Source organism: Pseudomonas capsici (assembly GCF_017165765.1).
GTDB lineage: Bacteria > Pseudomonadota > Gammaproteobacteria > Pseudomonadales > Pseudomonadaceae > Aquipseudomonas > Aquipseudomonas capsici.
Genome location: NZ_JAFGZD010000010.1, coordinates 80,600 through 95,765, shown reverse-complemented (window position 1 = coordinate 95,765; position 15,166 = coordinate 80,600). Strand labels below are relative to the sequence as shown.

At 58.6% G+C, this 15,166-nt stretch carries 13 protein-coding genes; 4 read left to right on the top strand and 9 right to left on the bottom strand.

Annotated features, from left to right (window positions below):
- Position 1 precedes the first annotated feature (1 nt).
- A complete protein-coding gene (locus JSY17_RS15335) occupies positions 2-526 on the top strand; it encodes a CsiV family protein (RefSeq protein WP_117181311.1) in 525 nt (174 codons plus the stop codon).
- A 67-nt stretch (positions 527-593) separates the two neighbouring features.
- Positions 594-3,329: a DEAD/DEAH box helicase gene (locus tag JSY17_RS15330; protein WP_206402263.1), complete on the top strand. Its 2,736-nt coding sequence runs from the start codon at positions 594-596 to the stop codon at positions 3,327-3,329.
- A 258-nt stretch (positions 3,330-3,587) separates the two neighbouring features.
- Here JSY17_RS15330 and JSY17_RS15325 read toward each other — a convergent pair whose 3' ends face one another.
- The 3 genes from JSY17_RS15325 to psrA all read right to left on the bottom strand — a co-directional run bounded on the left by JSY17_RS15325 (position 3,588) and on the right by psrA (position 6,153).
- Positions 3,588-4,328 (bottom strand): S-methyl-5'-thioinosine phosphorylase, encoded by a 741-nt coding sequence (locus tag JSY17_RS15325; RefSeq protein ID WP_117181309.1) that lies wholly within the window; start codon positions 4,326-4,328, stop codon positions 3,588-3,590.
- 9 nt (positions 4,329-4,337) lie between these two features.
- Complete coding sequence (gene nagZ / locus JSY17_RS15320; protein WP_206402290.1) at positions 4,338-5,336, bottom strand: beta-N-acetylhexosaminidase; 999 nt, start codon at positions 5,334-5,336, stop codon at positions 4,338-4,340.
- Positions 5,337-5,436: 100 nt separating this feature from the next.
- A complete protein-coding gene (gene psrA / locus JSY17_RS15315) occupies positions 5,437-6,153 on the bottom strand; it encodes a transcriptional regulator PsrA (protein WP_117181307.1) in 717 nt (238 codons plus the stop codon).
- A 216-nt stretch (positions 6,154-6,369) separates the two neighbouring features.
- Between psrA and lexA the strand changes: the two genes are divergently transcribed.
- A complete protein-coding gene (lexA, locus tag JSY17_RS15310; RefSeq protein WP_206402261.1) occupies positions 6,370-6,978 on the top strand; it encodes a transcriptional repressor LexA in 609 nt (202 codons plus the stop codon).
- 9 nt (positions 6,979-6,987) lie between these two features.
- Positions 6,988-7,458, top strand: coding sequence for an SOS-induced cell division inhibitor SulA (gene sulA / locus JSY17_RS15305; RefSeq protein ID WP_117181306.1), 471 nt, complete (start codon positions 6,988-6,990; stop codon positions 7,456-7,458).
- An 11-nt stretch (positions 7,459-7,469) separates the two neighbouring features.
- Here sulA and JSY17_RS15300 read toward each other — a convergent pair whose 3' ends face one another.
- The 6 genes from JSY17_RS15300 to fadB all read right to left on the bottom strand — a co-directional run bounded on the left by JSY17_RS15300 (position 7,470) and on the right by fadB (position 14,851).
- Positions 7,470-7,703: a hypothetical protein gene (locus JSY17_RS15300; RefSeq protein ID WP_117166801.1), complete on the bottom strand. Its 234-nt coding sequence runs from the start codon at positions 7,701-7,703 to the stop codon at positions 7,470-7,472.
- A gap of 63 nt (positions 7,704-7,766) precedes the next feature.
- A complete protein-coding gene (locus JSY17_RS15295) occupies positions 7,767-8,288 on the bottom strand; it encodes a DUF6586 family protein (protein WP_117187006.1) in 522 nt (173 codons plus the stop codon).
- A gap of 124 nt (positions 8,289-8,412) precedes the next feature.
- Positions 8,413-11,025, bottom strand: coding sequence for a type I DNA topoisomerase (gene topA / locus JSY17_RS15290; RefSeq protein WP_117181304.1), 2,613 nt, complete (start codon positions 11,023-11,025; stop codon positions 8,413-8,415).
- A 112-nt stretch (positions 11,026-11,137) separates the two neighbouring features.
- A complete protein-coding gene (locus tag JSY17_RS15285; protein ID WP_117166802.1) occupies positions 11,138-11,374 on the bottom strand; it encodes a DUF1653 domain-containing protein in 237 nt (78 codons plus the stop codon).
- Positions 11,375-11,505: 131 nt separating this feature from the next.
- Positions 11,506-12,681: an acetyl-CoA C-acyltransferase FadA gene (gene fadA / locus JSY17_RS15280; protein WP_117187007.1), complete on the bottom strand. Its 1,176-nt coding sequence runs from the start codon at positions 12,679-12,681 to the stop codon at positions 11,506-11,508.
- Positions 12,682-12,703: 22 nt separating this feature from the next.
- Positions 12,704-14,851 (bottom strand): fatty acid oxidation complex subunit alpha FadB, encoded by a 2,148-nt coding sequence (gene fadB, locus JSY17_RS15275; RefSeq protein ID WP_206402259.1) that lies wholly within the window; start codon positions 14,849-14,851, stop codon positions 12,704-12,706.
- Positions 14,852-15,166 lie beyond the last annotated feature (315 nt).

Genomic DNA, 15,166 nt, shown 5'->3' with positions numbered 1-15,166 from the left:
CATGCGTCTGTTCCGTTCATTGATCCTGCTGCTGACGCTTGTCGCTCCGACAGCCTTTGCCGACAGCCTGTATCAGGTGGAAATGATCCTGTTTCGCCAGCTCGGCGAGCCTGCCGCCACACTGCAGTTCGCCCCCGAAGACTGGAGCGCCGGCGCCACCCGCATCGACTCCGGCAACGAGCGAAGCCCTGCATTGAACGACATGGCCAGCAAGCTTCAGGACAGCGGTAAATATCAGGTACTGCTGCAAAAGGCCTGGCAACAGAGCATCGGCACCGAAAACAGTAAAATGGCCGTGACCAGCGGCAAGGAACAACTTGGCCACTTCCCGGTGGAGGGCACCATCAGCCTGGCAATCTCGCGCTTTACCGATATATCCGCGAACTTCTGGATCAACCAGCTTGATCCTCATGGCATATTGATCAGCAGTGAGCACATGAAACAGACCGCCAGGGTCAAGAACGGCGAGCTGATCTATCTGGATAACAGCAGCCTAGCCCTGCTGATAAAAGTTTCTCCCCTTTGAGCACTCAGGAGCGCACCTGCGCTCCCTTTCTTTTGAGCATCGCTAAGGCGTAGGGCTTTTTAAAACAGTGTCGTCCATTCTCGAAAAAGTCCTTGCTTCGGCATGGACACAGCTATTCAAACCCCAGACTCTTGAGCGGGGGTACAGCTATGCCCTGCAAAATCGCATCGCACTCGAAGAGTCCAGCCCACAGATCATTCGCACCACCTGCCGGGGCTCAGGGTACGAGCTCTATACCCAGACCCTGCTGTTCAAGGATCCGGATCGCTACAAGAACTTTCTGGTCTGCAAGTGCACCTGCCCGGTACACAACGATTGCAAGCATTGCGTAGCGGCCCTGCATTTTCTGCAGGACCCGGCCAACAAGCAGGCCCTGGCTGCCGCCATGGCTTCCCACGCCAGCGAGGTTGCAGAACATCAGACCACCCTGCCCGAGCGCCTGATCGACACCATCAAACCCACACCGCGACTGATACTCGCCAGTATCGAATTCAGCGCCTACGAGCCGCGCAACGGTCGCATGCAGCGCCACATCCAGCACCGTGCGGCCCTGGCCTTCGCCTATGGCAAGCACTATGCAGTCGGCACTACCAACGTCAGCATTCTGGTCAGTTCCCTGGGCAGCGATCTGGTCAACCAGAAGAGCGACATCATCGAGCACACCGAAACCGAAACCCTGCGCATCCGTCGCCAGGGCGAGCAGGAGCGGCAATATCGCCAGCAACTGAACGACATCGGCTTCAAGGTCGCCACCCGACAAAGCAAGGCTCTGCCCGACAGCGCCGGGGACATGTATGAATTGCCTACCGACAAGGCCTGGCTGCATTTTGTACTGGACGACCTGCCAAGGCTGCGCGAGGAAGGCTGGGAAATCGAAATACGCGATGACTTCGGCTTCGATGTCACGCCCGTGGACGACTGGTATGCCGTCATCGACGAGGAAACCGAACGCGACTGGTTCGACCTGGAACTGGGCATCATCGTCAACGGCGAACGCCTGAGCCTGCTGCCGATCCTGATCAACCTGCTGCGCAGCCACCCGGAACTGATGAGCCCTTCGGCCGTAGCCAAGCGCGGCGATGAAGAACAACTGCTGGTCCAGCTCAATCACTTCACCCAGAACGGCGGCGGCCCGGTACAGGTCGCCCTGCCCTACGGGCGGCTCAAGCCGGTGCTGGCGACCCTGGGTGATTTCTACTGGCGCGAGGAAGACAGCAATACCCTGCGCATGAGCCGGGCCGATGCGGCGCGCCTGACCGAACTCGATGACCTGCCACTGGTATGGCAAGGCGGCGACCGCCTGCGCCAGTTCGCCGAACGACTGGTGAACATCAAGGATGCGCCGATCGTCATGCCCGAAGGCCTGAATGCCACGCTGCGCCCTTATCAACTGGAAGGCCTGAGCTGGATGCAGTCCTTGCGCGAGCTGGAAGTGGGCGGCGTGCTGGCCGATGACATGGGACTGGGCAAGACCCTGCAGACCCTGACGCATCTGCTGATGGAGAAACAGGCCGGACGCCTCGACCGCCCTGCCCTGGCGGTCATGCCCACCAGCCTGATCCCCAACTGGCTGGACGAAGCCGAAAACTTCACGCCTCAGCTCAAGGTCCTGGCCCTGTATGGCGCCAATCGTCATCAGGAAGCCAGCAATCTTCAGGACTACGACCTGATCCTGACCACCTACGCCCTGCTGCCCCGGGATCTTGAACTGCTGGAGAAACTGCCGCTGCATGTGCTGATTCTCGATGAAGCACAGTACATCAAGAACCCCAACAGCAAGGCCGCCCAGGCCGCACGCAACCTCAATGCCCGCCAGCGCCTGTGCCTGAGCGGTACGCCCCTGGAAAACCATCTGGGCGAGCTGTGGTCGCTGTTCCACTTCCTGATGCCTGGCTGGCTGGGCAGCAGCAAGGAATTCAACAGCAATTACCGGACGGCCATTGAAAAACACGGCAATGTCGATCGCCTGCATCACCTCAACGCCCGCATAAAACCCTTCCTGCTACGTCGCACCAAGGAACAGGTGGCGACCGAGCTGCCGCCCAAGACCGAGATCATTCACTGGGTCGAACTCAATGACGCGCAACGCGACGTCTACGAGACCGTGCGCCTGGCCATGGACAAGAAGGTTCGCGACGAGATCTCCCGCAAAGGCGTGGCCCGCAGCCAGATCATCATTCTTGAGGCTCTGCTCAAGCTGCGTCAGGTCTGCTGCGACCTGCGACTGGTCAACGACGATATGCCGGTCAATGCCAAACAGGGCAGCTCGGCCAAACTGCAAAGCCTGATGGAGATGTTCGAGGAACTGCTGGCCGAAGGTCGCAAGATCCTGCTGTTCTCGCAATTCACCTCGATGCTGACCCTGATCGAGCAGGAGCTGGAACAGCGCGGCATTCCCTATGCCCTGCTCACAGGAGCGACCCGGGACCGTCGTACACCGATTCATGAATTCCAGAACGGCAAGTTGCCGGTGTTCCTGATCAGTCTGAAAGCCGGCGGCACCGGCCTGAACCTGACCGCTGCCGACACCGTGATTCACTATGATCCCTGGTGGAACCCGGCCGCAGAAAACCAGGCCACCGACCGCGCCTATCGCATTGGCCAGGACAAACCTGTATTCGTCTACAAGATGATTGCCCGAGGCACGGTGGAAGAGAAGATCCAGCGCTTGCAGCAGGAAAAATCGGCACTGGCGGCAGGCGTTCTGGATGGCCGCTCGGCCGGAGACTGGAAGCTGCGCGACGAAGACCTGCAGGCGTTGTTCGCACCGCTGCCGGCAGCCCCAAAGAAAGGCAAGAAATAAGCTCCTATGGGGCATCCGAAACTTTTTGACAGGCAAATAAAAACCCGCCGAAGCGGGTTTTTCCAAAGACCATCCAACTCCCTGTCGGCCGCCTCCCAGGCAATGGTCGATCATCCTTGATCCTGGCGAACTCCCTGTTCACCAGTTGTTGGATCCAATAGTACGGACCCCGGCATAAAGCGAAAAGAGCGAAATATCTTCAGCACTTGTAAGCCTTTGGCCATACGTTGAATCTGAAATGGCTGATGAAGCGGTTTTTCACTGCGCCGACAACACCCGCGCCAGGGTCGCTTTCACCTTGCCCATGCCATCGCGCAGCGCCTGCTCGATCTCGGCCATGGTGATGACAGTCGTCGACTTGCCCGCCGCCGGGTTGACCACCAGCGCCAGACAGGCGTAATCCAGCTCCAGCTCACGGGCCAGTGCCGCTTCCGGCATACCGGTCATGCCAACGATGTCGCAGCCGTCACGCTCAAGACGAATGATCTCGGCCACTGTCTCCAGACGCGGCCCCTGGGTGCAGGCATACACTCCACGGTCACTGAACTCGCACCCTTCAGCCGCCAGTGCAGCGATCAGACGGGCACGCAGGGCTTCGCTGTAGGGGTAGCTGAAGTCGATATGGGTGACCTGCTCCAGATCGTCGGCAAAGAACGTGTGCTGCCGGCCGCTGGTGTAATCCACCAGATCATGGGGCACGCAGAAATGCCCGGTGCCCATGGCCGGATGAATACCCCCCACGGCATTCACCGCCAGAATCGCTTGCGCACCGGCCTGCTTCAAGGCCCAGATATTGGCGCGGTAGTTCACCTGATGCGGCGGCAGGCGATGAGGATGGCCGTGACGGGCCAGAAACATCACTTCGCGACCGGCATAGTCACCGATCTGGATTTCGCCCGACGGCGCGCCATAAGGCGTATTCATGGGCAGGGACTGGCGAATGTTCAGACCTTCCAGCTGGGTCAGGCCCGTGCCGCCGATAATCGCGTAAACCGTCATTGCAAATCCTTAATCGATCAATTGGGCATTGCGCAGCGCCTGAAGCGCCGCCAGCCAGCGCGGATGCTGGCGATAATCCGTCGAAGCATGAGCCTGGCCACGCATGCGGGCGATGCGCGCAGAAGGCTTGACCTTCAGACGCTGTGCAGCACTCAGGGCCAACTCGGCGGCAGCACGGTCATTGCAGACCAGGCCCATGTCACAACCGGCCGTCAGCGCAGCCTCGATACGGCTGGCCGCATCCCCCACCACGTGAGCACCCGCCATCGACAGGTCGTCACTGAAGATAACACCGTCAAATTGCAGTTCGCCGCGCAGGATGTCCTGCAACCAGCGACGGGAGAAACCGGCAGGCTGCGAATCGACCTGCGGATAGATGACATGGGCAGGCATGACGGCTGCCAACTGCTTGCTCAGGCGCGCAAAAGGCACGAGGTCCTTGCTACGAATCTCGTCCAGGCTGCGCTCGTCATTGGGGATTGCCACATGGGAATCGGCTTCCGCCCAGCCATGCCCCGGAAAGTGCTTGCCGGTGGCGGCCATGCCGGCAGCCTGCATGCCACGGATAAAGGCACCAGCCAGCAAGGCGGCCCGCTCCGGATCACCCTCGAAGGAACGGGTTCCAACTACCGCGCTGCGCTGGAAATCGAGGTCCAGGACCGGCGCGAAACTCAGGTCCAGGCCCACAGCCAGCACCTCGGTCGCCATCAGCCAGCCGCAGTGTTCGGCCAATGACTCGGCATCGGGCTTGTCGGCAATGGCACGCATCGCCGGCAACCGCACGAAGCCCTGTCGCAGACGCTGAACCCTGCCACCTTCCTGATCCACAGCCAGCAGCAAGTCCGGGCGAACGGCACGAATGGCCGCGCTCAGCTCGCGTACCTGGCGCGGATGCTCGATGTTACGGGCAAAGATAATCAGACCGCCCACTTCGGGGTGACGTAGAAACTGACGGTCTTCGGCGGTCAGCCAGGTACCGTCGATATCGACCATCAGGGAGCCTTGCAGGCCAGAACTCATAGAAAAACCCTTAACACACCATTCCAATCAATCCCGGCATGGTGCTTGATCCTGGAGCCTCGCGCAATGCGAGCGCATCCAGGAATCGTCAGGCCTTGGCGGCGACGGGGGCGCTTGAAGAGCTTTTGGTACGTGGCTTGAGCTGTGCGGCAATCATGGCAGCGTCTGTAACGCCGGTTTCCGCACGCATGCCGGCAGCCAGGAATGGCACCATCAGACGCATGACCTGCTCGATGGAAGTGTTGACGCCGAAATCGGTCTCGGCGATGGCACGCAGGGCCTTGATACCGGACATGCTGAAGGCTGCGGCACCCAGCATGAAATGCACGCGCCAGAACAGTTCGATAGGCGGAATGCGTGGCGCGGCTTCGTTGACCAGGATCATGTAGCGGCGGAATACCTTGCCGTACATGTCTTCCAGATAGCGACGCAAGTGCCCCTGGCTCTGGCTGAAGGCAAGCCCCAGCAGACGCATGAAGATCGACAGGTCATTGCCGCTACGCGGCTGAACCACCAGCGCCTGCTCGACGAGCATTTCCAGCAGCTCTTCAAGGGTTGGCTTTTGCTCGGGCTTTGCCTGACGACGCTCCAGCTCGCGCTCGAGACTGATGCAGAAAGGTCCCAGAAAACGCGAGAAAACCGCCTGGATCAAAGCCTTCTTGGAGCCGAAGTGATAGTTCACCGCAGCCAGATTGACCGACGCCTTGCTGGTTATCAGACGCAAGGAAGTTTCGGCAAAGCCTTTTTCTGCGAACAATTGCTCGGCAGCATCAAGAATGCGTTCAACGGTTTCCGACTGGGCCATGGCTCTCTGCCTAACAAACGAACGTTTGAAACATACGTATCAGCCGGGGCTCTTGTCAAGCGGGCTGTTCATATAGTGGCCGAACAGTCACTTATCCGACTTCTTGCAGACAGACTGCAACCCGACCGCCGGGCGACGAAAATGAAAAGGACGATTGCCAATACGCCTTCACTGTATATAATCCCAGTCACTGTATAAAAAGACAGAGCGCCCGCCATGATCAAACTGACGCCACGCCAAGCCGAGATTCTGGGCTTCATCAAACGCTGCCTCGAAGACAATGGCTACCCGCCTACCCGTGCGGAAATCGCTCAGGAACTGGGGTTCAAATCCCCCAACGCGGCCGAAGAACACCTCAAGGCACTTGCCCGCAAGGGTGCCATTGAAATGACGCCTGGTGCCTCACGCGGCATCCGCATTCCCGGTTTCGAGGCCAAACCCGACGAAAACAGCCTGCCGATCATCGGCCGTGTTGCCGCTGGTGCGCCGATCCTGGCCCAGCAGCATATCGAAGAGTCCTGCAATATCAACCCGACCTTCTTCCATCCCAGTGCCGACTACCTGCTTCGTGTCCACGGCATGAGCATGAAGGATATCGGCATCCTCGACGGCGACCTTCTGGCCGTCCACACCACCCGCGAAGCCCGCAACGGCCAGATCGTGGTGGCACGAATCGGCGACGAGGTCACGGTAAAACGCTTCAAGCGTGAAGGCAGCAAGGTCTGGCTCATTGCTGAAAACCCGGAGTTCGTCCCCATCGAGGTCGATCTCAAGGATCAGGAACTGGTAATCGAAGGCCTGAGTGTCGGCGTCATTCGCCGCTAAGGAGACTCCATGCAGATCCATCAAGCACCGCATACGCAATTGCCGCTGTTCGAGGCGTTCCTGGCTCAGCCCATGACTCCGATGATTGCCGAAGAACCCGAAAAAGCCTGGAGAAACGAGCCGGAAGCTTTCAGTGAACTGACATTGCGCGGCGCTGCCGGGAACTGCCTGAGCCTCATGGCCCCCATTCTTCGAGAGCTGAGCCAGGATACCAGCGACCGCTGGCTGACCCTGATTGCGCCACCCTCGAGCCTGACTCAGACATGGCTGAGGGATGCAGGGCTCAACAGAGAGCGAATTCTGCTATTGCAACCGCGCGGGACTCAAAGCGCACTGGAGTTGACTCGTGAGGCGCTTCGACTGGGAAGAAGTCATACGGTGGTCAGCTGGCTCAACCCGCTGAGCGCTGCTGCTCGCCAGCAACTGGTCAATGCGGCACGGGTCGGGAATGCACAGAGCCTGAATATTCGACTGGGCTGATTGCCCACTCGTTAATGAAGAACTCTCGGGCCGGTGTCCTTTTCGAGCTCACCCTCGGCCAGCCGTCCGGCCATCTGCACACCTACGCTCAGCATTGCCTTGGCAATCTCGACATGCTGACCCTGCATGAAAGACTTGGCATCCGCCGAGAAGTCGAGGGTGACCAGCGCCCCTTCATCATCGGCTCGACGCAACTCTATGCGGCCGTCAGGTAGTTCGACAATTTCAAGAAAAGAGGTAGGCATCAGTACAAATACTCCGCGAAAGGCCAGCATTGTAACAGTCTGCCAGCCTGTAGATCATTGGTTTTAGCACTCGCTCAAGCCTTCACGAAAACGAATGGCCAGACCCTTTAGTTGTTGTCGCCAGCCTTCCAGTTCCTCACGAGTCAGCTCGATCTCAGGGTCACTGTCCAGATTTACCGCCACAATCATCGCCTGGGTCACATCCCCCTTGGGCGTTTTCGGGGCGCGAGGCGGCTCGAACAAGGCGCTGTAGGCCGACAGAAGCTGCGCCAGCCAGGTTTCCCGATTCTTCGTCAGCTCGACCAGCTCGGCCATCTCCGGGATTGCCACAGCGTCCAGCACATCCTGAGTCAGCAGCAGTTCGGCCCGGGGCGCATTGGCCTGAGGCAAGCGATAGAAACCAGCAATCTCATGACACAGCCCCAGCAGCGCGCCATACAAATGAAACAGGACGGCTTCACGCTCAGCCTGCAACAGTGCCTGGGCATTGATGGCCTGCCCCTTCTCGGCCTTGCCCAGCGCCTCAAGCGCAAGCCCGGCAAAATAGATCTTCTGATTGGTGCGGGTATAGAGTTCATGGGCCATGGCGGCATTCTCCATAACGGTCAGATAAAAAGAGCATAGCCCCAAGCGTCAAAGCTCCCGACAGGATAAACCCGCCAGGAGCCTTCGGGACAAACCGTACCCGACTTGCGCCGGGCACATTCGATCAGCGCTTGTCTTCGACCTTCCAGACGCCACCCTCATAGAACGCACGCCAACCGGTCGGCTTGCCCTCCACTTCGGTCTGGACATATTGCTCTTTGGTCTTGCGGCTGTAACGAATTACCGCCGGGCGGCCATCGGGGTCTTTCTGAGGCGCTTCGCAGAGGAAATGATACTTGGGATCGATTTCGTGCTTGTGCGGCACGATCTCCATGACCAGCGGTGCGCGGGTTTCACGATTCTTCGGAAACTGGCTTGCAGCCAGGAATAGACCGGAAGCTCCGTCGCGCAGGATGTAGGTATCGTCGACCTTGTCGCACTTGAGCTCAGGCATCTTCACCGGGTCCATCTTCGGCGGCGCTGCATCACCACTCTTGAGCAGTTTGCGGGTGTTCTTGCATTCGGCATTGGTGCAGCCGAAGAACTTGCCGAAACGCCCGGTCTTGAGCTGCATTTCGCTGCCGCACTTGTCGCATTCCAGGCTCGGACCTTCGTAGCCCTTGATGCGATAAGTCCCCTCTTCGATCTCGTAACCCGAGCAATCCGGGTTGTTGCCGCAGATATGCAGCTTGTGCTTCTCGTCCAGCAGATAGGCATCCATGGCCGTGCTGCAGACCGGGCAACGATGCTTGCCGCGCAATACGCGGGATTCGGACTCACCTTCATCATCCTCGGCGATCTCGTCACCGGGAGTCAGGTTGACCGTCGCCTTGCAACGCTCTTTCGGAGGCAGGCTGTAGCCCGAGCAGCCGAGGAATACGCCGGTCGAGGCGGTGCGGATCTGCATCGGACGGCCGCATACCTTGCACGGAATGTCGGTCATGACCGGCTGGTTGGCACGCATGCCGCTGTCAGGGGCTTCGGCCACTTCGAGCTTCTTGCGGAAGTCGCCGTAGAACTCGTCCAGCACGTTCTTCCAGTCGCGTTCACCCTGGGCCACATCGTCGAGGTTCTCTTCCATGCCGGCCGTAAAGCCGTAGTCCATCAGATTGGAAAAGCTCTCGGACAGACGGCCTGTGACGATATCGCCCATTTTTTCCGAATAGAAACGGCGATTGTGCAATGCAACGTAGCCACGATCCTGAATGGTGGAAATGATCGCCGCATAGGTCGAAGGACGACCGATACCACGTTTTTCCATTTCCTTGACCAGACTTGCTTCGGAGTAACGCGCCGGCGGCTTGGTGAAGTGCTGGCTCGGGTCCAGCGCAACCAGTTTCAGGGTTTCGCCCTGCGCCATGTCCGGCAGCACACCGTCATCGCCAGGCTTGGACATCTGCGGCAATACGCGGGTGTAACCGTCGAACTTCAGGATGCGGCCCTTGGCGCGCAGTTCGAAGTCGCCGGCAGCAACACTGACCGTGGTCGACAGGTACTGGGCCGGTGGCATCTGGCAGGCCACGAACTGACGCCAGATCAGTTCGTAAAGGCGCTCGGCATCACGCTCCATGCCCGACAGCTTGCTTGGATGGGTGTTGACGTCGGACGGACGAATCGCTTCGTGAGCCTCTTGTGCGCCTTCCTTGCTGCTGTAGACATTCGGGGAGTCGGGCAGGTATTTCTTGCCGAACTCTGTCTCGATGTAAGTGCGCGCCATGCTGACGGCATCGGCCGACAGGTTGGTGGAGTCGGTACGCATGTAAGTGATGTAGCCCGCTTCATACAAGCGCTGAGCCATCATCATGGTTTTCTTCACACCAAAGCCCAGACGGTTACTGGCCGCCTGCTGCAAGGTGGACGTGATGAACGGTGCCGACGGCTTGCTGCTGGTCGGCTTGTCTTCACGTTTGACGATGCTGTAGCTGGAAGCCTTGAGCTTTTCCAGCGCCGCCATGGCCTGAGCTTCGTTGAGCGGTTTGAAGGCCTCGCCGTTTTCCCTGGCGACTTCAAAGCGCACATTGGCACCCTTGGCAGTGCCCAGGTCGGCATGGATTTCCCAGTATTCTTCAGGAATGAAGGCGCGGATTTCGCGTTCACGCTCGACGACCAGTTTCACGGCAACCGATTGCACACGACCGGCCGACAGGCCACGAGCAACCTTCTGCCAGAGCAGAGGCGAAACCATGTAGCCCACGACGCGGTCGAGGAAGCGACGGGCCTGCTGGGCGTTCACACGGGCAATATCCAGCTCGCCGGGCTTTGAAAAGGCTTCCTGGATGGCTTTCTTGGTGATTTCGTTGAACACCACGCGCTTGAAGCGACTGTCATCCCCGCCGATGGCTTCGCGCAGGTGCCAGGCAATGGCTTCCCCTTCGCGGTCCAAGTCCGTTGCGAGATAGATGGTGTCGGCATCCTTGGCCAGCTTGCGCAGCTCTTCGATCACCTTCTCCTTGCCGGGAAGGATTTCGTACTTGGCCTTCCAGCCGTGTTCGGGGTCGACGCCCATACGCGACACCAGCTGACGCCGGGCCTTTTCCTTGGGGCTCAGTGCGGGCGCTTCGCTCGCAGTTGCCTTGCCACGCTTGGCGGCAGGTTCCTTGGCAGCACTAGCCGAACCGCTGGTGGGCAGGTCTCGGATATGGCCGATACTCGACTTCACCACGTACTGGTTGCCCAAATACTTGTTGATGGTCTTGGCCTTAGCCGGGGATTCCACGATGACCAGCGATTTGCCCATGGATCAGAAAATTCCTGAAAACTAGATGAAAGACGAGTGGAGCTTATAAAGGCCACGCTATATATAGTGGCTACAAGGTGAGGTCAAGCACAGGCTGTTGTGCGATGCCGACTCACGGACGGCTGAAGAGACTCGGCTCGGCCTGAACCAAAGCAAAGCGCGGCACTTGCTCGCCGTCAACCTCGACGGACTCGAGGAACATGCTCAAAGGACGCACCCACATCCCGAAATCACCGTAAAGAGCCTGGTAAAACACCACGTCCTCTTCGGTCTCGGAATGCCGCGCAACACTGAATACCCGGTACTCCGGGCCTTTGTAATGGCGATAGAGCCCTGGCTGTAATTGCATGCTGCTGCCCTCTTGAAACATGACTGAAACAACGGGTAAAAAAGTTGCCTTTTCCAAAATACAAAAGCCGGGGACCAGGCCCCGGCTCGCATCAATTCAGGGTCCGTTGACGACAACAGACCCTTTCAATCTCAGATGCGTTCAAAAACAGTGGCAATGCCCTGGCCCAGACCGATACACATGGTCGAGACACCCAGCTTGCCGCCATTCTGCTTCATTACATTGAGCAAAGTACCCGAAATACGCGCACCGGAGCATCCAAATGGATGGCCCAGGGCGATAGCGCCGCCGTTCAGATTAACCTTCTCGTTCATCTTGTCGAGCACTTTCAGATCCTTGAGCACTGGCAGGGCCTGTGCAGCGAAGGCTTCGTTGAGCTCGAAGAAGTCGATATCGGCAATGCCCAGGCCCGCACGCTTGAGGGCTTTCTGGGTTGCAGGCACAGGGCCGTAACCCATGATTGCCGGGTCGACACCCGCCACGGCCATGGAGCGGATGACGGCCATCGGCTCGATGCCCAGGTCCTTGGCACGCTGGGCAGACATGACGATCATGCAGGACGCACCATCGGTAATCTGCGATGAGGTACCCGCTGTCACAGTACCGCCCTTGGGGTTGAATGCAGGCTTGAGCGCCGCGAGACTTTCCAGGGTGGTATCCGGACGGATGGTTTCGTCGTAGTCGAAAACCTTGAGGAAACCGTTTTCGTCATAACCCTGCATCGGGATGATCTCGTCCTTGAACTTGCCCTCCAGCGTCGCCTTGTGGGCAAGCTGGTGGGAGCGCAGGCCGAAGGCATCCTGTTGCTCACGGGTAATGCCGTGCATCTTGCCGAGCATTTCGGCAGTCAGGCCCATCATGCCCGACGCCTTGGCAGCATGCAGGGACATGTGCGGGTTAGGATCGACGCCATGCATCATGCCGACGTGGCCCATGTGCTCGACGCCACCGATCACGAAGACATCACCGTTGCCGGTCATGATCGCCTGGGCTGCCGTGTGCAGCGCGCTCATGGACGAGCCGCACAGGCGGCTCACGGTCTGGGCCGCGGAAGTGTGCGGGATCTGGGTCAACAGCGACGCCATGCGCGCGATGTTCCAGCCCTGCTCCAGGGTCTGGTTGACGCAGCCCCAGATGACATCTTCCACCTCGGCCGGATCGATCTTCGCATTGCGCTCCAGCAACTTGCTGATCAGATGCGCCGACATGTCTTCGGCGCGGGTGTTGCGGTGCATGCCGCCCTTGGAGCGGCCCATCGGAGTGCGACCGAAATCGACAATCACGACGTCTCTTGGATTCAAGCTCATACGTTCATTCCTCAGAAGGCGCTTAACCGAAGAAGCTCTGGCCTTTACTGGCCATTTCACGCAGCTTCGCGGTCGGTTGATACAAGGCACCCAGCTCGGCATATTGGTCAGCGAGGGCAACGAATTGGGCGACGCCGATGGAGTCGATGTAACGCAGCGCACCACCACGGAACGGAGGGAAACCGATGCCGTAGATCAGGCCCATGTCGGCTTCGGCGGCGGTTTCGACGATACCGTCTTCCAGGCAGCGCACGGTTTCCATGCACAGCGGGATCATCATCCAGTTGATGATGTCTTCATCGGTCACTTCACGCTGCTCGTAGACAATCGGCTTGAGTACGTCCAGCACGGTCGGATCGCTGACCTTCTTGGGCTTGCCCTTCTTGTCCGTCTCGTAGGCATAAAAGCCCTTGCCGTTCTTCTGACCCAGGCGCTTGGCCTCATACAGCACGTCCACGGCTGAACGAGTGTCGTCCTTCATGCGGTCCGGAAAACCTTCCGCCATGACGTCACGACCATGATGCCCCGTGTCGATGCCGACCACGTCCATCAGGTACGCAGGCCCCATGGGCCAGCCGAATTTTTCCATGACCTTGTCGATACGCACGAAGTCCACACCGGCACTGACCAGCTTGGCGAAACCGCCGAAGTACGGGAACAGGACCCGGTTGACCAGGAAGCCCGGGCAGTCGTTGACCACAATCGGGTTCTTGCCCATTTTCTTGGCGTAGGCAACGGTGGTGGCCACGGCTTCTTCGCTGGACTTCTCGCCACGGATGACTTCCACCAGCGGCATCATGTGCACCGGGTTGAAGAAGTGCATGCCGACGAAGTTTTCCGGACGCTTGAGGGCCTGAGCCAGCAAGGTGATGGAAATGGTCGAGGTGTTGGAGGCCAGGATGGCGTTTTCAGCCACATTGGCTTCGACTTCGGCCAGTACGGACTGCTTGATCTTGGGGTTTTCGACTACCGCTTCGACCACCAGGTCGACATTGCCGAAATCGCCATAGGACAAGGTCGGACGAATCGCATTGAGTGCCTCGGCCATCTTGGCTGGAGTCAGACGACCTTTTTCGACACGACTGCCCAGCAGCTTGGAAGCCTCATTGAGACCCAGCTGAATGGCTTCTTCGCGGATATCCTTCATCAGGATCGGCGTGCCTTTGACAGCCGATTGGTAGGCGATACCGCCGCCCATGATGCCAGCGCCCAGTACGGCAGCCTGTTTCACATCCTTGGCCAGCGAATCGTATGCCTTGGCTTTCTTTTTCAGCTCCTGATCGTTCAGGAACAGGCCGATCAGACTCTGGGCCGCAGACGTCTTGGCCATTTTCACGAAACCGGCCGCTTCGACTTCCAGAGCCTTGTCGCGACCGAAGTTGGCGGCTTTCTGGATAGTCTTGATGGCTTCGACAGGTGCCGGATAATTCGGTCCGGCTTGACCTGCGATAAAACCCTTGGCGGTTTCGAATGCCATCATCTGCTCAATCGGATTGAGCTTGAGCTTGTCCAGCTTGGGCTGACGCTTGGCCTTGTAATCGAACTCGCCGCTGATGGCGCGCTTGACCAGATCCAGAGCAGCAGCCTGAAGTTTTTCAGGGACGACCACCGCATCGACAGCGCCGACCTTGAGGGCGTCTTCGGCAGCGTTTTCCTTGCCCGAAGCGATCCATTCGATGGCGTTGTCGGCCCCGATGATACGAGGCAGGCGGACAGTACCGCCAAAACCAGGGTAAATGCCCAGCTTGACCTCTGGCAGACCGATCTTCGCAGTACTGGCGATGACACGATAATCAGCCGCCAGACACATCTCCAGGCCACCACCCAGAGCGATGCCATTGATAGCAACGACCGTTGGCACGCCCAGGTCTTCGAAGTCGCTGAAGATCCTGTTGGCTTCCAGGTTACCGGCAATCAGTTCGCTTTCCGGCAGCTTGAAGTTATCGACAAACTCGGTGATGTCGGCACCGACAATGAATACATCCTTGCCGCTGGTGACAATCACACCTTTGACAGAAGCGTCGGCCTTGAGGACATCCACCACCTGACGCAGCTCGTTCAGGGTCAGGCGATTGAACTTGTTGACGGACTCACCCTTGAGATCGAAATTCAATTCGACGATGCCACTTTCAAGAGCCTTAACCGTGATGGCTTTACCTTCGTAAATCATCAACTGATCTCCACAATAGGGAAGCTGAACAATACTCGCCGAACCTTGGGGTTCGACGAGACTACGACGTCGCCGTCGATGAACACGCCAAATCAAGCACACCCGCCGACGTGGTAGTCAGAGTTCTGTCAGAGCCGTCTGACGACCAAACGATCAATTCATACGCCCGTTTGATTTGGGTATGCACACCATCAGGCAAAACCCGAAAATTGTCAATTCAACGAAACATCAATAAAAACGGCGTATTGGCCAGATTGCGGGCCAGCCCTCACTCAAGGCCCCGAGTTTGATTTGGGCCCATTCAAAAAAGTGATA

Coding starts and splice junctions, on each gene's coding strand:
- JSY17_RS15335 (WP_117181311.1), top strand. CDS start 2: ATGCGTCTGTTCCGTTCATTGATCCTGCTGCTGACGCTTGTCGCTCCG.
- JSY17_RS15325 (WP_117181309.1), bottom strand. CDS start 4,328: ATGACGGTTTACGCGATTATCGGCGGCACGGGCCTGACCCAGCTGGAA.
- psrA (WP_117181307.1), bottom strand. CDS start 6,153: ATGGCCCAGTCGGAAACCGTTGAACGCATTCTTGATGCTGCCGAGCAA.
- lexA (WP_206402261.1), top strand. CDS start 6,370: ATGATCAAACTGACGCCACGCCAAGCCGAGATTCTGGGCTTCATCAAA.
- sulA (WP_117181306.1), top strand. CDS start 6,988: ATGCAGATCCATCAAGCACCGCATACGCAATTGCCGCTGTTCGAGGCG.
- JSY17_RS15300 (WP_117166801.1), bottom strand. CDS start 7,703: ATGCCTACCTCTTTTCTTGAAATTGTCGAACTACCTGACGGCCGCATA.
- JSY17_RS15295 (WP_117187006.1), bottom strand. CDS start 8,288: ATGGCCCATGAACTCTATACCCGCACCAATCAGAAGATCTATTTTGCC.
- topA (WP_117181304.1), bottom strand. CDS start 11,025: ATGGGCAAATCGCTGGTCATCGTGGAATCCCCGGCTAAGGCCAAGACC.
- JSY17_RS15285 (WP_117166802.1), bottom strand. CDS start 11,374: ATGCAATTACAGCCAGGGCTCTATCGCCATTACAAAGGCCCGGAGTAC.
- fadA (WP_117187007.1), bottom strand. CDS start 12,681: ATGAGCTTGAATCCAAGAGACGTCGTGATTGTCGATTTCGGTCGCACT.
- fadB (WP_206402259.1), bottom strand. CDS start 14,851: ATGATTTACGAAGGTAAAGCCATCACGGTTAAGGCTCTTGAAAGTGGC.